Raw genomic sequence first — 21,778 nt, forward strand, 5'->3', positions numbered from 1 at the left:
CAACGGCTTCCTCCGGAAAGCCGTCATACGGAAGGGGTGCCGGAACAGGAAGACACGGCTTTTTTCCCCGTTATTTTTTTCATACATGCGAAAGAGTCCCATTTTCCCCATTTTAAAAGGCTTCCGGGAATGCCGGCAAAAATAGCGTCATGTGGACGTTTTATGAGATAGACATTCACACGCAAATCAGTAACACTTACAACCCAGCAATACATCCCTCCGGGAATGGAGGGATTACGCACCATTTTTCCCCCATGAACACGCACTCATTCCGTTGGATCAGACTTACAGCGTTTTCGGCCCTTGCCGCGGCAGCCATCACTTCCTGCGCCTCAGCGGCCACCGATTTCAACCAGGTAGGCAAGCAAATGTCCCTGCTGCTTCAGAACTTCCACTTTTCCCGCAAGGAATTCAGCGACGACCTTTCCAACAAGTTTCTGGAAACCTATCTGCGCAAGGTGGACCCCAGCAAGATTTTCTTCACTCAGCAGGATGTGGACGCCCTGAAGAAGAAGTACGGCAGGGAATTGGACGACTACCTGATGTCCGGCCAGATGATGGACGCGGCCAAGGCCATGCACGCCCTGTACCGCCAGCGCGCCATGCAGCGCATTGCCTATGCGCGCGACCTGCTGAAACAGGGCGGCTTTACGTTCACGCAGGACAAGACCATTGAACGCTCCCGCCGCAAGATCGACTCCTGGCCCAAGGATGAAGCGGAAATGCAGCAGGTCTGGAAAGACATGGTGGAGGAACAGCTCCTGTCCGAGACCCTGCGCCGCGAGACCGTGGCGCGCCTGGCCAAGGAACAGAACAAGCCCGATCCGCTGGCCAATGAAAAGCCCGTGGAAGAAAAGCTCCTCATGCGCTATGAGCGCATTCAGCGCAATATCCAGGAAACGGACCTGGAAGACGTGGCGGAAACCCTGCTGAGCGCGGTGGCCCTGACCTACGATCCCCACACGGACTACATGGGCGCCCGCCAGGTGGACCGCTTCAAAATTTCCATGAGCCCGGAACTCACCGGCATCGGCGCCCTGCTGGGCGGCGAGGACGACGGCTCCACAAAGATCAACGGAATCGTCGTGGGAGGCCCGGCGGACAAATCCGGAGAACTCAAGCTCAACGACCGCATCGTGGCCATTGACTCCAACAACAGCGGGGAGATGGTGGACATCCTGTTCATGAAGCTGGACAAGGTGGTGGATATGATCCGCGGCTCGGAAAACTCCCAGATCCGCCTGAAGGTGGAACCGGCGGACGCTCCCGGACAGGCCAAAATCATCACGCTGACCCGCTCCAAGGTGCCGTTGAAAGACGAACTGGCCAAAGCGGAAATCATTGAACTGAACGGTGCTCCGGACGGCCAGAACCGCATCGGCGTGCTGAGCCTTCCTTCCTTCTATGCGGACATGGACGGCGGCGACCGCCGCTGCGCCGCAGACGTCAAAAAGCTCTTGGAACGGATGAACAGGGAAAAAGTGGACGGCCTCGTGATCGACCTCCGCAACAACGGCGGCGGCTCTCTGGAAGAGGTGCGCCTGATGACCGGATTTTTCACCGGGCGCGGCCCCGTGGTGCAGATCAAGGACACCCGCGGCAACGTGGACGTGAAAACCGCCAACAACCGTGAAAAACTCTTCAAGGGCCCCATTGTGGTGCTGATCAACAAGCTCAGCGCCTCCGCCTCGGAAATTCTCGCCGCCGCCCTTCAGGACTACGGCCGCGCCGTCATCGTGGGTGACACTTCCACCTTCGGCAAGGGAACCGTGCAGCAGCCTGTGGACATCGGGCAGTACCTGCCCTACTTCTCCGCCAGGGACCGGGCCGGCCTGCTGAAAGTCACCACACAGAAGTTCTACCGGGTGCCGGGCGGCTCCACGCAGTTGAAGGGCGTGGAAAGCGACATCCAGCTTCCCACCGCCACGGCGGCCTTTGAACTGGGAGAGGAAATTCTGGACTACGCCATGCCCTACGACCAGATTCCCCCCTGCCACAATTACAAGAAGGACTCCGCCATCGCCGGCATGCTCCCCGCCCTGAAAGCGGCCAGCGCCGAACGCGTGGAAAAGGACCGCGACCTCCAGATTGCCAAGGAAGACATCGCCATGATGAAGCAGCGCATCAAGGACAACAAGCTCTCCCTGAACAAAAAGGTGCGCGAGCAGGAAAACGCCTCTCTGGAAGAGCGCCGCAAATCCATCAACCAGGAGCGGAAAACCCGCTTTGCGCAGATGGCCAAGGACGACGCCGCGAAGTACAAAATCTACCGCCTGACGCTGGACGACATCAACGCGCCCGAACTGCCCCTGGCCAATCCTGAAAAGGACAATGAACAGTTCATGCACGTGGCGGAAGACCCCACGGCGGAACTGGACGATTCCCCGGAATACCCCTCCGGCCTGGATCCCGAACTCCGGGAAGGCATCAACATTGTCCAGGACATGCTGAAACAGCAAACTTCCACAAAATAAGGGAGAGATCCCTGCTCTTTGAAAAGCGCCCCGGTTTCCGCCAGAAGCCGGGGTGCTTTTCATTATTCAAACGGCGCTTTCGGAAGCTTTAAAATGGAATGATTCAATTCTTCATCCCGGACTTGCCAGCCGGAAAGAAATGAGGCAGAATATTTTCCCGCCAGCAATATGCACCATCATGAATACGACATTTAAAATTGCCATCGGCTCCGATCACGCCGGAGTCGACCTCAAGGAAACCATAGTAGAGCTCCTCAAGGCATGGGGTCATGAAGTGACCGACATGGGTACGGAAACCAAGAATTCCTGCGATTATTCCGACTACGCCAATGCGGTCGCAAGCAGCATTGCTGACGGCACCAATGAACGCGGCATCCTGATCTGCCGCTCCGGCATCGGCATGAGCATTGCCGCCAACCGCTGGGTAGGCGTGCGCGCCGCCCTTTGCCGCACGGCTCCAGCCGCGGCCCTTTCCCGCCAGCACAACAATTCCAACCTGCTCTGCCTGGCTTCCGCCTACGTGGACAATGAAAGCGTGGAAGACGTGCTGGATGCGTGGCTGCACGCCGACTTCGAAGGCGGCCGCCATGAACGCCGCGTCATCAAATCCTCCGGCAGCCCCCTGCAATGGAGTGATCCGGAACTGGCTGCCTTCATTGAAGAAGAAGGGCGCCGCCAGAGCAACAACATCGAACTGATCGCCTCGGAAAACTTCGCCTCCCCCTCCGTGCGGGAAGCCCAGGGTTCCCTGCTGACCAACAAATACGCGGAAGGCTATCCCGGCAAGCGCTGGTACGGCGGCTGCGAAGTGGTGGACAAGGTGGAGCAGCTTGCCATTGACCGCGTGCTGAAACTCTTCGGCGGAGAGCACGCCAACGTGCAGCCCCATTCCGGCTCCCAGGCCAACATGGCCGTTTACTTTTCCGTCCTGAAGCCCGGGGACACCATCCTGACCATGGATCTTTCCCACGGCGGCCATCTCACCCACGGCCACCGCGCCAACTTCTCCGGCAAGCTGTACAATGTCGTGCATTACGGAGTCTCCCAGGAATCGGAGGCCATTGACTATGACGCCTTGGAAAAACTGGCCATGGAAGTGAAGCCCAACATGATCACGGCCGGCGCCAGCGCCTATTCCCGCACGATCGACTTTGAACGCATGGCGAAAATCGCCAGGGCCTGCGGGGCCTACCTCTTTGTTGACATGGCCCACATAGCCGGTCTCGTGGCCGGGGGACAACACCCCAACCCGGTTCCCCATGCTGACTTTGTGGCATCCACCACGCACAAGTCCCTGCGCGGCCCCCGCGGCGGCTTCATCATCTGCAAGGAGGAATACGCCAAAAAGATTGACGCAGCCGTCTTCCCCGGCATGCAGGGCGGTCCGCTCATGCACGTCATCGCCGCCAAGGCCGCCTGCTTTGGCGAAGCCCTGAAACCGGAATTCAAGGACTACGCCGTCCAAGTCGTGAAAAACGCCCGGGCCATGTCCAAAAAAATGACGGAACTGGGCTTCCGCGTCGTTTCCAACGGTACGGACAACCACGTATTCATGGTGGACCTCCGCAACAAGGGAATCAACGGCGCAGACGCTCAGGAAGCCCTGGACCGCGTGGGCATCACCGTGAACAAGAACGCCATCCCGTTTGACACGGGCTCCCCCATGAAGCCCTCCGGCATCCGCATCGGCACTCCCGCCGTAACCACCCGCGGCATGAAGGAAAAAGACGTGGAACAGGTGGCGGAATTCATCGCGCGGGCGCTGGCCCTGCACGTGGGCGAACAAGTTTGCCCCAACCCGGAAGGCTTTAACCAGCTCAAGAAGGAAGTTTCCGCCTTCAACCGCAACTTCCGCCTGCCCCACTAACCCCCTGTGTCCAACATGCTTTCAGCCGTTCCGCCTCTCCGGCGGAACGGCTTTTTTAGGGTCTGAATCATGAAAATTCCATACGAACAGCTAAACAGCTCCCAGCGACCGGAACATTCGATCCATCACGGAACGACCAGAGTCTCTTCCGACGCCGAAAGGCCTTGAATTCGCAGCTGTTGAAATTGGATTCTCTATTGATTATCAGCAGGCAGAAATTCCTGCTAAAGGGGATGAGGCTTCTTCCGACGAATTTCCGTGAAGCGGGAAATAACCTTGCTTCCCAATCATTTATCGTATCTAATACGGGATAATGGTTTACTCAGAAAAACCATTTTAATGACAATTTTATATAAGATACGATGAAAAGCCTGGTAATATACTTGCTTGCGGGAACAGCCATGCTGTGCCCCATGAACGGAAACAGCGAAGAAAGCGTCCCCTCCACGCCTCCGCCTGTAAAAGACCCTAAAGATGATTTCCTACCGGACATGGATTTTTGTTCCATGGTATTTCAAGATATTTCATCAAAACCCATTGTCTGGAATGATGACCGCTCCCTGGCCGTTATTTACGACGAGACGGCATCGGGCGTGCTTTGCTATACGTTCTGGTGCGTAAAAAGAAACGCACAGAGAAGGATGGTTCCCATTGCCAAGTATGCAGTCTGGACGGATTTTCCCAAAAAAGGAATCCTGCTGGACGAAAAAGGGCTAACCGTCGTGCTGGAAAGTACCAAGTGGCAAAAGGAGGGAACGACGACGATCAGCCATTATTTTCCGTTTACGATTCCCCAGGCACAAATATCTTTCACACAAAAAGGAAACGAGCACCTGAACGGCGCGAAGAATGATGATCTGGAAAAGGAATGGAAAGAATTTACGAAAAAATGGGATTAACGGATATTTCCGATTCATTGGGAGGATGTCTTATCAATGGATTCTCAAGAAAACCGTTAATAAAAACAGGCCGGACTTAAACAGTCCGGCCCGTCGAATTTACCCCAAGGATAATTTATTGCTTATTCAAGGGACTTTCGGATGAATGGGCATGTCATTCCATCCTTCGGGCTTGGCGAAGAAACTGTATTGCTTGTTCTTGAAGAAATCATACACGCTTATCGCCCGGAAAAATTTCCCCACGGGGGTTCTTATCCTTATTGTGCCTTTCTCCTTCTTCCGGGGCGGCCTCATGCACCACCGGCCTTCCGGACCGGAGCGGACCACTCCTTGCCGCTCACATCCGTCAGCACGACGGAGACCGGACCTACCGAAACCACGGGCAACGTGACGGGAAGCGTTACGCCAGCCTTCGCCCCCAGCGGTAGAACCAAACCGAAAGCTCCCGGCTTGATCCGCGCGATAAAACTGTTTTCAATAGCGGAAGGTGGGAGGGCGGAAAGCTCGTCCGCCTCCATCTTCCACAGGGTATTTCCCTGTCCGTCCGTCAGCCGGACGCGGACCAGGAAGGAACCGTAGGTGTCCACGCCCTCCGTGCGGTATACGTTGAAGCGCAGGCCATCCCCGGAGAGGGAGGCCCCGCTGACTTCCAGCAGCGGTTTCACGGATTTGTTATGGAGCGGCCCCCAGACCCCGCCATGGAAAAACTGGTTGGTTCCCAGCGTGACGAACATCATGAACACGGCGGACCAGATAGAAACCTTCGCCAGCTTCCGGTACCCCAGCGGCAGCGGACCGGACGCCACCCACGCAAACAGGGAAGCCCGGCGCGCACAGCACGGAAGCTGCGCCAGCCTGCCGTCCAGCGAACAGGAACCGCCCCCCGTCAGGAAGAGGAGAAGCCCGGCGCACATCCCCAGAATGCCTATCTGCCATTCATCCAGGCAGGTGGTTCCCAGCCACCCGGAACCCAGCAGAATCCCCAGCGCCAGGGAGAAAACTCCTACGGCCGCCAGACGCGTCAGCAGCCCCAGCATGAGCATCAGCCCTACCAAGCATTCAATGATAGTAAATGCCGCTATAAACCACCAGAGTTCGGACGGATGCGTCACCAGATATTCAATGACCGGCTTGATGCCCAGCGCATTGGGAAGAAAATGGTTGAATTTGACGCCGATATACCCTGGATCATCCGGAATCAACTTGTTTTCCAGAACCAGGCGGCGCCAGAAAGCGGAGAAATACGTCCAGCCCACCACCAGGCGAAGAGGAAGGGCTATCACCGCGGCCCAGCGGTAGGACTCAGGCCGGAGGGAGGAATCATGAAAACGTTCTTCTTTCATCTGGTCAAATTTTACAGTATTCCGTTATCCTATTTCCACCGGGAAAAAATCAAAGGATAAAATGCGCGTCCGTGACAGCGGAAGTATCCGTGCCTACCGCGCGGCCATGCCGTCCCATACCGGGAAGTAATAATGCAAGGAGGGCGCAGGTTCATTCAGCAGACGGTAGTGCCACCATTCCGGGGAATAGTTGGCAAAGCCCTGTTTCTCAAATGCCTTTTTCAGAATCATCCGGTTCCGGTGCTGGAACGGGGTCACCAGGGGGCTTTCCGTGGCGGAGCTAGGGTCCAGCAGGTCATGATGGCCGCCCATGTCCACGGGCTTTCCTGTTTTAGCATACAGCAGAGTGGCATCCACAGCCACGCCGCGGGAATGTTCCGAGAAGTCGCGCACGTAGTGGTCACCGAAGACTCTGGACTTGTCAATGTTCGGGTAATAGCGCGCCTTCATCTTCTGGTCTCCGGCATCCCTGCCCCACCTGCAAATATCCAGCACGGCGGTATGGGGACGGTAGGCATCATAGATTTCCAGAAGATACCCCTGTTTGTACAAGTCTTCCGATACCTTTTTCAACGCCTGGGCCGCCTGGGTGCGCAAAATAGCCCGCTTGCCGTGGTAGCCGTCCAGCGGACGCCCCACAAAGTTGTCATATCCGGCGTATTTAAGATTGGTCCGAACGAGGGGGGCCACCCGGTCCACATAAACAAAGCCCGGCTGCATCACGGGCTGCAAAGGCTGGTTGAATTCAGGCTTGAATTCCTTGCTCCCTGAGCAGGAAGCCAATAAAATAAAAATGCCGCATGCCGCGGCTAGGCGGGTCTTCATGACCCGTGAGCCTAGCACGGCATGTGGCGCAAATCCGGTCAGGATTCCGTCATTTCCAGGAAGCCCTTGATCTTGCTGATGCGCGTGGGGTGGCGCAGCTTCCGCAAGGCCTTGGCTTCAATCTGGCGGATGCGTTCGCGGGTGACGCTGAACTGGCGCCCTACTTCCTCCAGGGTGCGGGGACTGCCGTCCCGGAGGCCGAAGCGTTGTTCAATGACTTCGCGTTCGCGGTCCGTGAGGGTGTCCAGCACGTCCTTGATTTTTTCTTTCAGGAAGGAGAAGGAGGCTTCCTCCATGGGATTTTCCGCCGCCTTGTCTTCAATGAAGTCGCCGAAGGAGGTATCGTCGGAGTCGCCCACCGGAGCCTGGAGGGAAATGGGCTGCTGGGCCATTTTCAGCACGGAGCGCACGCGCTCCACGGGGAGGTGGATTTCTTCCGCGATTTCCTCCGGCGTAGGTTCGCGCCCGTATTCCTGCACCAGCTGCTTTTGAACGCGCATCAATTTGTTGATGGTTTCAATCATGTGTACGGGAATGCGGATGGTGCGGGCCTGATCCGCAATGGAACGGGTGATGGCCTGGCGAATCCACCAGGTGGCGTACGTGGAGAATTTATAGCCGCGGCGGTATTCGAATTTTTCCACCGCCTTCATGAGGCCCATGTTACCCTCCTGAATCAAGTCCAGGAAGGAAAGGCCGCGGTTGGTGTATTTTTTGGCAATGGAGATGACCAGGCGCAAGTTGGCTTCCACCATTTCATCCTTGGCCTTGCGGGCCTCGCGGAGCCATTTCCTGAGTTCCTGGTAGGCTTCGCCCATTTCATCCGCCGTCATCCACATGCGCAGTTCCAGTTCCGCAAGGTGCTCCTTGAGTTCCTTGTTGCCGGGGTCTTTTTCAATCTTTTTCTGCAGGCGCAGCACGCGGTCGCGGGCTTCGTCAATCACGGAGCAGAAATCTTCAATCACCTTGTGCTTGAAGTACAGGCGGCCGAACAGCTTCACCAGAACGCCGGTGATTTTGTCGAATTCAGCCTGGCGGGCCTTGACGGCCTTGGCCGCTTCCTTGCTGCGGTACAGCTTGCGGAAGGCGCTTGAGGCGTCCTGGTGCGTCTGCTGGATCTGGGCGCAAAGCTGGGCCAGGCCCTTCATGTAGCGTTCCCGCGAGTCGATCTTCTTGTCCAGAATCACGCGGTCAAAGCGTTCCTCATTGTCAAGCAGCCGGTAGGCCACGTCCAGATAGGCGTTGGCGATGAAGCCGAAGCGGTGGACGGAGCGCTGGACGTTCTGTTCCGCGTCCTCAATCCTCTTGGAGATGGCCACTTCCTCTTCACGGGTGAGCAGGGAGACCTGCCCCATCTGCTTGAGGTACATGCGGACGGGGTCGTCCAGAATATCCATCTTGGCTTCCAGCTTTTCCTCTTCATCCTCTTCCTCCGTATTGATGCGGGTGCGGTCCGTGTAGCTGTCCACGTCGGAAGCGTCGATGATGTCGAACGCCATGCTGCGCAGGCGGTCCATGATGGCCTCGTAATCCTGCTGGTCTACGATGTCGTTCGGAAGGGAATCGTTAATGTCGTCAAAGGTCAGGTAGCCCTGTTCCTTGGCAAGCTTAATCAGTTCGCGGATTTTTTCCTGGATTTCCGGAGCGTCAATCGGGTTCGTGATCTTGCGGCTGGCGGCCTTCTTGCGTTCCTCTTCCAGAATTTCGCTCAATTTTTTGGGAGTTTCATTCTTGGAAGGCTTGGACGCGGGTTTGGCAGGTTTCGCCGGCTTCTTTTCTGCCGCCTTTGCGGGGGCCTTCTTGGCGGGAACGGGAGCGGCCTTTTTGACCGGGGCCTTCTTTTCCGCGGGTTTGGCGGCGGAAGCAGCAGGCACCGCCTTGGGAGCCTTGGCCGTGGATTTAGCCGCTGGCGCCGCCTTTTTAGCAGCCGCAGGAGCGGATGGCTTGGCAGCAGTTTTTTTGGCGGGAGCCGCCTTCGGGGCGGGTTTGGAAGCTTTGGCGGCAGGTTTGGCCGCTACTTTTTCCCTGGTTTCGGAAGCTTTTTTGCTGGCAGAGGTCTTCTTGGGAGAAGAGGAGGATGGGTCACCGGATTTGGACATATCTTGAAAGGAAGAGGGCACAATTCACCATTATATCAACACCCGCAGGTATCGAGGCGTTACATTGTACCCAAAAGACGTTTCAAGTCAACACTAAGTTTCGATAATTCCACCCTTCTTGCAGCATCCGTGGAGGGGTCCGCAATTTCCGCCATCAGGGAGGCAATGTGCTTTTCCAGTGCCGCCTTTGCGATGCCGGAACAGGCCTCCTGCACGCACCGGCTTACGTCCGCAATGGGGATGGGGTCCAGACTGAGCATGGCCAGGGCGTCCTTCTCCGGCTGAGGCAGGGATTCCAGAAACGCGTGGATGGAGGCCGGATTGTCCGGTTTCGGCATGCGGGCCAGGATTTTTTTCAGGATGCCCCCGCCCGGCAGCAGGCGCATCGGCTCCAGCAATTCTTCAATGCGGTCCACGATCAGCTCCTGCGCCTGCGCATTCTGCAGGGCCAGTTCGCATAAAACGGCCACGGCGCGGTTCATCTTTACGGGCGGCAGTTCTTCCGGCGCATTTCCGGCAGCTTCCCCGGCCCGGTCCGCGGCACGCACTTGTTCGCGCTCCTTGCGGCGTCCGGCCGTCTTCACGGCGCTGCGCAAATTGCCGATGGTCATGCGCATCCGCGTGGCGAGGTCCGTCGTGGCCAGGTCACGGGCCACCGGATCGCTCATGCAGGCCAGCAGGGCCGTCATGTCCCGTGCAAAGGAGGCGCTGGCTCCTGCGTCTTCCAGCAGGCCCTGGCTTTTGGCACGCTCCACGCGCACCTCGAAGAAGGGCCTGGCCTGTTCCACCATCGCCGTGAAAGATTCCCGCCCTTCCCTCTTCATGAAGGAATCCGGGTCGTCTCCCGGCGGCAGGTTCACCAGATAAACATCCTTGCCCAGAGGGGCCAGTTCCCGGAAAGCGCGGTCCGCCGCAGCCATTCCCGCCTTGTCCGCGTCAAAACACAGCACAATTTGGGACGCATAACGGGAAAGCGTCCGGGCATGCTCCGGCGTAAATGCCGTTCCCAGCGGAGCGACGGCAAAAGACAGCCCGGCTTCATGGCAGGCGATGACGTCGATCTGCCCTTCGCACAGGAGGGCCTTTCCGCTTTTGCCCATCGGACCGCGGGCCTTGTCCAGAGCGAACACGACGTCCCCTTTCTTAAAGATGGCCGTTTCAGGGGAGTTGACGTATTTGCCTGCATTCTCCTGGGGCCGCAGGATGCGGCCGGAAAAGGCCACGCACTCTCCGTACACGTTGTTGATGGGGAACATGAGCCTGTCCCGGAAACGGGCGTAGATATCCCCGCGTTCCCCCCGGTTGGCAAGGCCGGAGTCAATCAGCACCTGGTCCGTAATTCCTTCCTTCCTCGCCCATGCCAGGAACTCGCGGGAGGAATCCGGGGCCCAGCCCACCTGCCAGCGTTTGGCCATCTCCGCGCCGTAGCCGCGGGAATTCAGGTAGGCCCTGGCTTCCGCCGCTTTTGGGGAGCGCAGGAGCAGCTTGTGAAAAAAATCCGCCGCCTTTTTGTGGGCTACCAGCAAAGCCGTGCGCGCCTTGCGGCGTTTTTCCTCAGCGGCGTCGTACACTTCCTCCACCAGGGTGATGCCAGCCTTTTCCGCCAGACGCCGGACAGTGTCTGCAAAGCCCAGGTTTTCCATCTTCATCACGAAGGTGATCGCGGACCCCCCTTCCCCGCAGCCGAAGCATTTGAAGTTCTGCCTGGTCTGGTCCACGATGAAGGACGGCGTTTTTTCATTATGGAACGGACAGCACGCCTTCCAGCGGGACCCGGCGCGCTTCAGGGACAGATAGGAGCCTACCACATCCACAATGTCAGTGGCTTCCAGAACGCGCCTGATGCTGTCTTCATCAATCCTTCCCATACGGCCCGCCCAGACTATCACAAGAACCGGCTTGATACAAGGAGACAGAAGAGAAGCTCCTTCCATCAGGCGCTTGAATCATCCCAAGCTTCAGACTGCGTCCCTTTAAAACCGGACCCTCACCCGGTTTCCGGAAGCCGCCATTTCCAACGCAGCCATCATGGCAGGGAGGATGCATTTCCCCATTGAGAAAAAAGACCCGCCGTGATAGCATTTTACCATGAAGCACATCCACCTCCTGTTGCTGGCTTTTCTGGCTTTGTTTGCGGGCGCTCCGTTCCGGGCGGCCGCGGAAGAATCTTTCCGCGACAAGGTTGTCCTCATTCCCGTGGGGGAGGACGCCCTGACCAGCAAGCAAAGCTTCGGCTTCATGAACCGCATTCTGGAACGGGCGCAGAAGGAACAGGCCCGCGCCGTGGTGTTTGAGATGAACACGCCGGGCGGCCTGGCCTGGGAAACCAGCGAGATGATGATGAAGAGCATCCAGCCGCTGACCATCCCCACTTATGCCTACGTGAACCCCAAGGCAATGTCCGCGGGGGCCCTCATTTCCGCGGCGTGCGACAAGATTTACATGGCTCCCGTTTCCTCCATCGGGGCGGCGGGCATCATCACTTCCTCCGGGGAGGAGATGGACCCCGTGATGCGCAAGAAGGCGGAGAGCGCCTTCTGGGCCTTCACGCGTTCCGTAGTGACGGAGAAGGGATACCGCCCGGAAGTGATCAAGGCCATGATGATTCCGTCCGAAGAGGTGCAGGAGTTCGGCCCCGTCAAGCTGGAAAAGGGAGCCCTGCTGACCCTGACGGGCAAGGAGGCCACCACCCGGCTGGATGACGGAAAGCCCCTGCTGGCCCAGGGAACGGCCACCTCCGTGGCGGACCTGCTGGCGCAGGAGAAAGTGGATGCCCCCGTGGTCACGGCAGTGCCTACCGCCTTTGAAAAGATCGGCCTGTGGATTGCGTGGGCCTCCCCCCTCCTGATTCTGCTGGGCATCGGCGGCATTTACATGGAGTTCAAGACGCCGGGATTCGGTATCGGGGGCATCGTGGCCATTGCCGCGTTCGCCCTGTTCTTTTTCGGCAACAACATCGCCGGGAACCTGGCCGGATATGAAACGGCCGCCCTGCTCGTGCTGGGGGTCATTCTGCTGTGTGTGGAGTTTTTCGTCATTCCCGGCACGTTCATCGCCGCCATTGCGGGCGGCATCTGCATCTTCCTGGCCCTGTTCGGCGGCATGATCAGTTCCTGGGAATGGGACAACGTCATCCGCGGAGGCCAGTGGGAAGACTTCAACACCGTCGCCCTGGTCCTGGGCGTTCCCCTGCTGAAGCTGGTGCTGGGCTTGACGGGCGGCGCCATTGTCATCACCATCCTGATGAAGTACCTGCCTGATTCCGTGCTGATGCGCCGCGTGACCAACGCCACCGTAAGCGGCGGCCCCGCCGGGGAGGCCGTGAGCATCACGCGCGTCCAGGTCGGAGACCGGGGAAACGCCGTCACGGAACTGAAGCCCAACGGCAAGGCCATGATCAATGGCGAAATATGCGAGGTTTTCTCTCGACAAGGCATACTGATTAAGGGTACCCCTGTGCGCGTCGTGGACATACGTCCGTTCGACCTCGTCGTCGTCAGGGACGAATCCCCCGCCGGGGAATAATCCGCATCACTCTTTTCCACTACTGCCATGTCTCTCACCGTTGGACTCATTTCCCTGGGTTGTCCCAAGAATTTGATCGATTCCGAAATCATGATCGGTCACCTGCAGAAGGCGGGCATGACGATGACGCCGGACGCGGAACTGGCGGACGTGATGGTGGTCAATACCTGCGCGTTCATCGACCAAGCCAAGCAGGAAGCCATAGACGCCATTCTGGATGTGGTGCGCGCCAGGGAAAGCGGAACCTATCCGGAAAACCAGAAGCTGATTGTGGCGGGATGCCTGTCCCAGCGTTTCCACAAGGAACTTCCCGCCCTGCTGCCGGAGGTGGACGCCTTCATCGGCCCGGACCAGATCACCCGCCTGCCGGAGATCATCATGGAAGTGATGAACCGGACCGTGCGGAACAAGAATTTCGTGGAAGGCAAATGCAAGTACGTTCCGGACTGGGAAACGCCGCGCTACCGCCTGACACCTCCCCACACCGCCTACATCAAGATAGCGGAGGGCTGCAACCACGGATGCGCCTACTGCATCATTCCGATGATCCGCGGACGCCACCGCAGCCGCTCCCAGGAGGACGTGGTGCGCGAGGCGGAAGCCCTGGTCAGGGCCGGCGTGAAGGAAATCAACCTTATTGCCCAGGATATCACCTATTACGGCATGGACAAGTGGACGGACGCGCGCCCGAACCGCCGCAGCGCGGTGGATTCCTCCCGCGGGGAATCCCTGGCCTCCCTGATCCGCGCCCTGAATGCGATTGAAGGGGAATTCTGGATCCGCCTGCTTTACACCCACCCCGCCCACTGGAGCGACGAACTGACAGCCGCCATCGCGGAAAGCCCGAAGGTGGCGCGGTACGTGGACATTCCCCTTCAGCATATTTCCGACAACATGCTCAACGCCATGCAGCGCGTGACGGACGGGGACTACATCCGCAACCTTCTCAGGGGCATCCGGAAGGCCGTGCCCGGCATCGCCATCCGCACGACGTTCATCACCGGCTTCCCCGGAGAGACGGAAGACGACCATCAGGAACTGATGGAGTTCATCGAGGAATTCCGCTTTGAACGCGCCGGCATTTTCACCTTTTCACGGGAAGAGGGAACCAGGGCCTACAACATGCCAGACCAAGTCCACTACCGCACGAAGGCGCGCCGCTACAATGAGGCGACCATGCTTCTCACGCGCATTGCTTCGGAGATCGGCCAAAAGCAGATCGGCCAGCAAATCCGGGTTTTGGTAGATGCTCCCGGCACGGCCAGAACGGAGTGGGACGCCCCGGACATTGACGGGACCGTTTCCGTTCCTCTCACGCTGCCCGTGGGCGAATTTGCAACGGTCACGGTGACGGATGCCGCGGCCTATGAGCTGACGGCGAAATAACCGTACAAGACGGCTAGATTCAAATACTGAAGATTAAATACTAAAGGCCGAAAGCCGCTTTTTCCAAATACCACGGCTTTCCACAATCTTCAGCAGTCAGCCCCTGAATGCTCCATCTCTGCCCCAAAGGCGCGTCACTGCTTCACGCTGGATTCGGGCAGCGGCATGTTTTCCACAGGTGCGGGCGACGGGCGGGGAATGACGGAGGGAGCCGGAGAACCGGAATTTCCCGGCTGGACGGGGACCAGGGAAGTATTCAAATCCAGTTCCCGGGAAGCGGCTGCGGCTTCCGGGCTGACGGCGCCCATATTGGCGGGCAGCGGCAGCAGACCGCCGTCCTGGCCGAACATATCGGTACCGGAAACGGGGAAGAATCCCATGGCTTCCTGCGGATTGACGATTTCCGAAAGACTTACATACCCCTGCCGCCCGTCCTCAAATTCCACCTTGGCGAACAGTTCACCGCAGACAAGCACTTTCGCGGAACCGGACCCGCTCATGACTTTCCCGCTGGTGGAGAAGCTGTTCTCGGGATTCTGCTCAAATACCACCAGTTTTTCCTTCTTGAAGGTGACGGAATCCCCCGGCTTGTAAACAGCCTGTTCCGCATTGGCCTTCGCCGCCATTTTCTTGGATGTGATGCCTACCGGGTCAAGGGCGGAACTCTGGCGTTCCCACGGATTCACGTGCTTGTTCGTACTGCAGGATGCCAGCACCAGCAACAGAGCGGAAGGAAGCAATGCAAGTTTCATTGTCCCGCATCATAATCACAGTCCCCTTCCTAGGAAAGCAGAAATTTCATGTTCCACCCTCCTTCATAAGCGGCTCATGGCACTGCCACACATCAGGGCGTATGCATGCGCATTAGACTTGCCGCTTTCCCCTTTGGAATGCTACTTTCTTTTCCAGCCTGTCTCCGAACCATGTTCCACGGCGGATGAGGGCTCGCACCAGAAAATCTGCTATGGATGAAAAGAGACTAGCCGGCGTCGTTCTGCCTTTGTTTTCCCTGCGCCGCAATAATGACCACGGCATCGGGGATCTGACGGCCCTGCGCCAGTGGATAGACTGGGCGGCAGACGCTCATGTGGGATTTCTTCAGTTGCTGCCCGTCAATGCCTTGGGCCGGGACGAATGCCCCTCCCCCTATTCCGCCATCAGTTCCATTGCGCTGGAACCCCTGTACCTTTCCCTGGAACCCTGGACCGTACCCGGCCTGGAGGAACGCGTCTTTAACGAGACGGAAGACACGCCGCCCTGGGAACAGCCTTCCGGCCCGGACCTGGTGGACTACCCCAAGGTCCGCTCCTGGAAGATGTGGAATCTGCGCGGCGCGTGGCACAATTTCCGGACCAAGCCGGAATATGCGGGCATCATGCCCAAGTTCCGGGAATGGGTGAAGGAACAGGGAAGCTGGCTGGAAGACTTCGTATGCTTCCAGGTGCTCTGCGACCTGTTCGGCACGGCGATCTGGTGGCACTGGCCGGAACAGGACCCGGCGCGCGCCAAGGCCATTGCCTCCGACTACGAGGAAGAGAAGGATTTCTCCCGCTGGCTTCAATGGCTCTGCGAGAAGCAGTGGGAATTCATCCGAATTTATGCGGACGAACGCAACGTGAAGCTGATGGGGGATATTCCCATCGGCGTTTCCCTGTCCAGTTCCGACGTTTTCTTTGAGCGCCATCTGTTCAACACGGACTGGTGCGGCGGCGCTCCGGCGGAAGGCAATTATGCCGCGGACCCGTTTACGGCCAAATGGGGCCAGAACTGGGGCATTCCCCTGTACAAGTGGGACGTGATGGCCCAGGACAATTTCGCCTGGTGGCGCCGCAGGGTGAAGTACTGCACCAAGATTTTCAGCATGTACAGGATCGACCACATCCTGGGCTTTTACCGCATTTACGCCTTCCCATGGAAACCCACGGAGAACGACGTTTTCCTGCCCCTGACACAGGAGCAGGCCGCCGAAAGAACCGGAGGCCGCCTGCCCGCCTTCAAGCCGCGCGGCGACGACCAGGCGTGGGAGCGCAACATGAATCTGGCGGATGGAGACTTGTACCTGCGCCTTGTGTTGTCCGCCGCCCCCGGCGTCAGCGTGGTGGGAGAAGACCTGGGCTGCGTGCCGGACTATGTGCGCCCGAACATGCGCCAGCTTGACATTCCCGGCTTCAAGATTCCCCATTGGGAAATCAAGCCGGACGGCTCCATTATCCTGGGCAAGGAATATCACGAATGCTCTTTCGCCGCATTCGGCACGCATGATTTTGAAACGCTCATGCAGACGTGGAACGACAGCTATGCCAAGATCGAACGCGCCCGCAAGCTGAATCTGTGGATGGGGGGCGTTCCCAAAACTCCCGCCAATCCGGAACAGGAACACATCATCAAGGAAGCGGAAGACGGCGCGCGCCTGCTGAAATGGTTTGCCGACTACTGCGGCATGCAGCCGGAAACCTGGATGTCCTACTGGAATCTGGAGATCAAGACGGCCATGTACCGTGCCCTGTTCCGCTCCAAATCCCGTTATTCCGCCATTCTCTGGCCCGCCCTGTTCGATATCAACAAGCGCCTGAACATTCCCGGCACCACCGGAGGCACCAACTGGAGGGAACGCATGCCCTTCAAGGCCGTGGAAGCCTGTTCCATGCCGCAGACCGCATGGCTGCGCTCCATCATTGACGATTCCGACCGCACGCCGCTCCAGGGGGAAGACGCCATCAACGCACTCAAGGCATCCAGCAAGCGCATTTTCCCGAAGGTGACCGTGAACAACGAACGCTTCCTGAAACGGATGCTGATGTGGCCCAACGGCAAATCGCTTTAACGGGACGCCGGGAAAAACCCCGGAAAATATGCTCCGCCCGGCACGCAAAAAGGATGCGGGCTCGTCCTCTTCTGAGCCGGAACGCCAGGAAAGCCTGCCCCGGCAGGCTAGGAGAGGCTGTGCCAGATTCCGGAAAGCAGGAAGGACAGGACGTCGCCCGTCCCTGTATTAATCAGGTTTCCGGCTCACCCAAACACAGGATTTCCCGCCATTCCAGGCAAGAGAGGCTGAGGACGCGGAACCGAACATCAATCTGCGGGCGCTTATCAATAATATTTTTATCATTATTTTGGATCTCGTTAGAATAAACAAAAGTACATCAATACCGTACGGGCGATCTTTAACGGATTTGGAATCCGAAACGCATTTCTCAAGGGGAGAAACAGGCAGGTGTACCGGTGAATCAGAGTTTCAGGCTTCCATGGTCCGGCATACACCTTCCGTCCCTGCAGAAGTGCCATAAATGCATGAGACCAAATAAATCAGCTCCTTGCAAAGTCCCGGACAGCAAAAAACGAAGGAGCATTTTCCCTTCCCTGTGCTTCGGAAATGTTTCCACTGCCAAAGCCGGAATGCCGCCATTTCCGGGCATTCGGCATGGAGGAAAACAAGGAAGAATTTGTCCAAATGATTTTTCTTCAGAATCGTAGCTTGACTCCGGATTCCAAATCCGCCAATGAAGCTCCATAATAGAAATCATGTTTTGAACTGCAGTTTCTTCTGTAGGAAATCCAGGAAAAATACCGGACTCTTCATCATACTTTCCTGTCCGAATGCGGAGAGCCTTCATCAAAATAATTCCAAGCAGCTTCCCTTTCCGCATCCATTCTTGCCTCCAAAGAAAAAAGTCTTCATACTCACACCATGAGCTGGAGCTGGAACAAATTGTCCGCCGCCAAATGGGAAGACGCCTGGAGCGAACGCATTGCCGGAAATCCGAATGCCGTCATTACGCAAATCAAGGGGGGCAAAACTATCAGAATTGTCGTTTACTGCGATACGGAACAAGATGCCCTTATATTGAAAGAACATTTCGGAGGGTCCGTCCGGGAAGTCAAGACACAGGACTGGGTAGCGGCGCAAAACAGGGAGCCGCGCCCTCCCCTGAAAATCAGGGATTCCCTGCTCATCACGGAACAAACGGATGCCGAAAAGCTGAAAGCCCTGCAACAGCAGTTTCCCAAACGCCGCATCCTGAGCGTCCCGGCGGAAATGGCCTTCGGCACCGGAGACCATGCCACCACATCCGCCTGCCTGCGCTTCATCTGCGACTTTGCCAAGTCCCGCAAGGGAACGGACTGGAGCATGACGGACATCGGCTGCGGCACCGCCGTGCTGGCCATGGCCGCGCTGGAACTGGGGGCGGCCCGCGCCGCCGCCTTCGACTTCGACCCGATGGCCATTGAAGTGGCCCGGTACAACATGGAACGCAACGGCATTACCGATACCCGGCTGGATTTGTTTGTGGGGGACGTGTTTGAATGGACTCCCACGGCCGGGCAAAAGGGCGACCTGGTTGTCGCCAACCTGTTTTCCACCATTCTGCAGAAGGCTTTTCCGCGCATCATCACAGCCATGAAGCAAAATGCCGTGCTGGTCATTTCCGGTATTCTAGCCTCCCAGTGGGAGGAAACGAAGGCGTCCGCGGAACGCCGCGGACTCACGTTTGACAAAGTAATCAAACGGGGGAAATGGGTGACGGCCAAAGGAGGACTGAGGGCATCAACGGCCCGCGTATAATCCCGCGGACACGGCCATAAAAGAAAACGACGGGAGAAAAAACAGCGACGACTGGAAAAACCTGCTCACGGGAGCCTGGGTATTAAGCCTTCTGGGCTATCCGCTGGCGGCCCTGATCATGGGACTGTATCTGGCCGGCTTCATGAGCCGAATCGCGGAATATTCCTACATGACCATCAATTTCCTGCTGTATTTCCATGCCCTGTACCATTTCCGGAGTTACTGGAACGGGAAGATGAATAAGACCATAGGCGTCTTTTACCTGCTGCTGCTCATCGTCAATACGCTGATCGCCGCCAGTATTATTCTGCCCATGATCACCTACTGGCTTGTATAAACAGGGAACAGTTCACCATTTGGGGACATCAAATGCCTGCGCTTTCACGGGCCGTGAACAGCTTTTCCACGTATTTGGCCAGCATGTCCACTTCCAGGTTTACGGGCTGTCCTACAGCGGCGTCCTGAAGATTGGTACGGCCGAAGGTATGAGGGGTAATCCAGAATTCCAGCAAGGTTCCGTTGAGATTGGCAATCGTCAGGGAAATGCCGTCAATGGTGATGGAGCCCTTGTCGATACAGTAGCGGGCCAGTTCATCGGGGATGCGCACTTCCAGCCTGTGATCCTGCCCCACGGGTTCCAGCGCCGCGATCGTTCCGGTGTTGTCCACGTGCCCCATCACAAAGTGGCCGCCGAAACGGTCCATGGCGGACATGGCGCGTTCCAGATTCACCAGGCTGCCGGGTTTCAGATTCCCTAAGCTGGTCACCCGGATGGTCTGGGAAAGCAGGTCGAAGGAAACGCGGTTCCCATCCAGGGCATCCACCGTCAGGCAGCATCCGTTCACGGCCACGGAATCTCCCAGGGAGAGTTCGCTGCCGAAAGGAATGTCCAGCGTCAGCCTGGCTCCGCCGTCAATGGGGGTGAACCCCACCACGGTTCCAGTTGTTTCAACAAGTCCGGTAAACATAAGAGTCAATCAGGATTCGGCGTTCAATGGCCGAAACAGGTGAAGAAGATGAACACGATCGCCGTGGGGAGGGCCGCCCACGTGAACAGCCACAGGGGATTGATTCCCTTGAAGTATTTGCCCAGAATGGCCTGCCCCGCCGGGTTGGGGGCGTTGGCGATCACCGTCAGGCCGCCGCCCGTCACAGCGCCGGCCACCACGGAATATTTGACGGCCTCCGGCAGGTTGGGAACGGTGGAAGCCAGGAAGGTGACGGCGGCATTGTCGTTGAACGCCGTCAGCAGGGTGGCGCCGATCATGGCGTAGTCCCCCAGGCGCGTCAGCACCGGTTCCAGCCACCAGGCCTGCACGCCGCCCAGAATCACCAGCCCGGCCAGGAAGAAGCCCACCATCATCGGAACGCGCAGGGACATCTGGTTCTGGTACTGCGGCGTGGCAACCGTAAAGCCGATGAAGAAGAGGAAACTGCCGATGAACATCACCGGTTCATGGGAGAAAAGCACCGTCCAGGTCAGGAAGCACACGTGCGCCAGCGTCACCCACACGGGAATCCGATCGTTGCGGTCTTCCCAGGACTGGGGGATGGCATCGTCAAACTCGCTGAATTCGCGCTGCTGGGTGGCCAGACGGGCAAATTCCTTGCGGAACATCAGGAAATAGATCAGGTTGGATATGATGATGGCGCACACGGCTTTCCAGCCGAAATGCTGGATCATGTGCGCCAGGCCCCAGTCCCATTTTTCCGCAACCATCACGACGGGAGGGGCGGCAAAGTGAGTCAGGGTTCCGCCGATGGAGATGTTCACGAACAGCAGGCCCAGCGTGGCGTACATCAGGGAGCGCTTGGGCTTGAGGTCATAGAATTTCTTGCTCAGGATCAGCGCGCCGATCGTCATGGCGGCCGGTTCCGTAATCAGGGAACCCAGTAGCGGGGCCAGACACATGACGGAAATCCACCAGGCGCCTGGAGTGGCCTTCCCCAGTCTGGCGCCGCAGTTGACTACGGATTCCGCCAGCTTGAAGATGGGGCGGGAGGAAGCGATGATCATGATGATCATCACAAACATGGGCTCCGTGAACGAGCAGTCGTAATTCAAGTAGGCTGAAAAGTCTTCAAAGGAATAGTATTTCCAGCACACGAACATGAAGGGGATGATCCAAATGCCGAACACGGCTTCCACTTCCCCCAGGAAATGAAAGATGGCGGAGGCAAAGGAGACCGGCAGCCGTTCTTCCGGATGCATCACGCGGAAGTTGGATTCCTTCAGCTTTTCCTTGTAGCGCAGAGCCAGCTTGTGGGAGTAGCGTTCAAAGCGCCCCGCCAGGAACGTATGTATGATGGCGCCCAGGAATACCAGCGTCACGGCCAGGTTGAAGCCGCCGGACTGTTCGTTGCGTTCGCTGAGCACCTGGGACAGGCTGGCGTCCGGGGGCAGCTGCTTGTACTGGCTGAGCGGAATCGGGAAATGGCTGTATTGGGATTCTCCTCCAATTTCCGTGGCGGGATAGGCGGGCTCCGCCGCACGCACGGCAGCCTCTCCCGCTCCGGCGGCCATGAAAAAGACGGCTGCCGCCACTGCGGCAAGCCGACCAAAACGGAGTGTCAGAGCTTTGGTAAAATGACAAATGCTGCTCATGTCTGCGCACAGACTAAACATGTCCACTTTTTTGAGCGAGCGGAAAATGAGTCTGCACGCTTTTTAAGGAGAGCATGCACGGAAAACGGAAAAATCCGCAGAGAGAGAACGGGCAGTGAAACGAAAAGGAACGGCTGTCATGCCTGCCGGAGTTTAAGATTGAACAGGACTCTCAAAAATAGTAGTTGCAG

16 protein-coding genes are annotated in these 21,778 nt (G+C 57.7%); 8 read left to right on the plus strand and 8 right to left on the minus strand.

Annotated features, from left to right (window positions below; translation table 11 throughout):
- Positions 1–254: 254 nt before the first annotated feature.
- The 3 genes from OQH67_RS00550 to OQH67_RS00565 all read left to right on the plus strand — a co-directional run bounded on the left by OQH67_RS00550 (position 255) and on the right by OQH67_RS00565 (position 5,240).
- Positions 255–2,474 (plus strand): carboxy terminal-processing peptidase, encoded by a 2,220-nt coding sequence (locus OQH67_RS00550; protein WP_215435001.1) that lies wholly within the window; start codon positions 255–257, stop codon positions 2,472–2,474.
- Between the two features lie 178 nt (positions 2,475–2,652).
- Entirely contained in the window at positions 2,653–4,341 is a 1,689-nt protein-coding gene (rpiB, locus tag OQH67_RS00560; RefSeq protein WP_286011353.1) for a ribose 5-phosphate isomerase B, read from the plus strand.
- 362 nt (positions 4,342–4,703) lie between these two features.
- Positions 4,704–5,240 (plus strand): hypothetical protein, encoded by a 537-nt coding sequence (locus tag OQH67_RS00565; protein WP_215435000.1) that lies wholly within the window; start codon positions 4,704–4,706, stop codon positions 5,238–5,240.
- Positions 5,241–5,530: 290 nt separating this feature from the next.
- Here the strand turns inward: OQH67_RS00565 and OQH67_RS00570 are convergent, their stop codons facing one another.
- The 4 genes from OQH67_RS00570 to dnaG form a co-directional block, all read right to left on the minus strand.
- Positions 5,531–6,583: a TQO small subunit DoxD gene (locus OQH67_RS00570; protein ID WP_215434999.1), complete on the minus strand. Its 1,053-nt coding sequence runs from the start codon at positions 6,581–6,583 to the stop codon at positions 5,531–5,533.
- Positions 6,584–6,676: 93 nt separating this feature from the next.
- Positions 6,677–7,408, minus strand: a complete 732-nt coding sequence (locus OQH67_RS00575; RefSeq protein WP_215434998.1) for a M15 family metallopeptidase — start codon at positions 7,406–7,408, stop codon at positions 6,677–6,679.
- Positions 7,409–7,446: 38 nt separating this feature from the next.
- Positions 7,447–9,507 (minus strand): RNA polymerase sigma factor RpoD, encoded by a 2,061-nt coding sequence (rpoD, locus tag OQH67_RS13090; RefSeq protein WP_215434997.1) that lies wholly within the window; start codon positions 9,505–9,507, stop codon positions 7,447–7,449.
- A gap of 59 nt (positions 9,508–9,566) precedes the next feature.
- Positions 9,567–11,375, minus strand: a complete 1,809-nt coding sequence (dnaG, locus tag OQH67_RS00590; protein WP_215434996.1) for a DNA primase — start codon at positions 11,373–11,375, stop codon at positions 9,567–9,569.
- Between the two features lie 220 nt (positions 11,376–11,595).
- Here dnaG and OQH67_RS00595 point away from each other — a divergent pair, with 220 nt between their 5' ends.
- Together OQH67_RS00595 and rimO are read left to right on the plus strand one after the other, a co-directional pair.
- Positions 11,596–13,032 (plus strand): NfeD family protein, encoded by a 1,437-nt coding sequence (locus OQH67_RS00595; RefSeq protein WP_215434995.1) that lies wholly within the window; start codon positions 11,596–11,598, stop codon positions 13,030–13,032.
- A gap of 27 nt (positions 13,033–13,059) precedes the next feature.
- The gene (rimO, locus tag OQH67_RS00600) at positions 13,060–14,418 is read left to right on the plus strand and encodes a 30S ribosomal protein S12 methylthiotransferase RimO (protein WP_215434994.1); all 1,359 of its coding nucleotides are present in this window, start codon (positions 13,060–13,062) and stop codon (positions 14,416–14,418) included.
- 134 nt (positions 14,419–14,552) lie between these two features.
- On the opposite strand, the gene OQH67_RS00605 is transcribed toward rimO, so the two are convergent.
- Positions 14,553–15,170, minus strand: a complete 618-nt coding sequence (locus OQH67_RS00605; RefSeq protein ID WP_215434993.1) for a hypothetical protein — start codon at positions 15,168–15,170, stop codon at positions 14,553–14,555.
- Between the two features lie 212 nt (positions 15,171–15,382).
- Between OQH67_RS00605 and OQH67_RS00610 the strand changes: the two genes are divergently transcribed.
- Positions 15,383–17,242 (plus strand): 4-alpha-glucanotransferase, encoded by a 1,860-nt coding sequence (locus OQH67_RS00610; RefSeq protein WP_215434992.1) that lies wholly within the window; start codon positions 15,383–15,385, stop codon positions 17,240–17,242.
- 403 nt (positions 17,243–17,645) lie between these two features.
- On the opposite strand, the gene OQH67_RS00615 is transcribed toward OQH67_RS00610, so the two are convergent.
- Positions 17,646–18,035, minus strand: a complete 390-nt coding sequence (locus tag OQH67_RS00615; RefSeq protein WP_215434991.1) for a hypothetical protein — start codon at positions 18,033–18,035, stop codon at positions 17,646–17,648.
- A 71-nt stretch (positions 18,036–18,106) separates the two neighbouring features.
- On the opposite strand from OQH67_RS00615, the gene OQH67_RS00620 reads away from it, so the two are divergent.
- Together OQH67_RS00620 and OQH67_RS00625 are read left to right on the plus strand one after the other, a co-directional pair.
- A complete protein-coding gene (locus OQH67_RS00620; RefSeq protein WP_215434990.1) occupies positions 18,107–18,982 on the plus strand; it encodes a 50S ribosomal protein L11 methyltransferase in 876 nt (291 codons plus the stop codon).
- A 118-nt stretch (positions 18,983–19,100) separates the two neighbouring features.
- On the plus strand, positions 19,101–19,319 hold the full coding sequence (locus OQH67_RS00625; protein WP_215434989.1) for a hypothetical protein: 219 nt from the start codon (positions 19,101–19,103) through the stop codon (positions 19,317–19,319).
- Between the two features lie 28 nt (positions 19,320–19,347).
- On the opposite strand, the gene OQH67_RS00630 is transcribed toward OQH67_RS00625, so the two are convergent.
- Both OQH67_RS00630 and OQH67_RS00635 read right to left on the minus strand, forming a co-directional pair.
- On the minus strand, positions 19,348–19,950 hold the full coding sequence (locus tag OQH67_RS00630; protein WP_215434988.1) for a riboflavin synthase: 603 nt from the start codon (positions 19,948–19,950) through the stop codon (positions 19,348–19,350).
- 23 nt (positions 19,951–19,973) lie between these two features.
- Positions 19,974–21,587 (minus strand): putative Na+/H+ antiporter, encoded by a 1,614-nt coding sequence (locus tag OQH67_RS00635; protein WP_067981868.1) that lies wholly within the window; start codon positions 21,585–21,587, stop codon positions 19,974–19,976.
- Positions 21,588–21,778 lie beyond the last annotated feature (191 nt).

Origin of the sequence: Akkermansia biwaensis, from assembly GCF_026072915.1 — a bacterium.
GTDB classification, from domain to species: domain Bacteria; phylum Verrucomicrobiota; class Verrucomicrobiia; order Verrucomicrobiales; family Akkermansiaceae; genus Akkermansia; species Akkermansia biwaensis.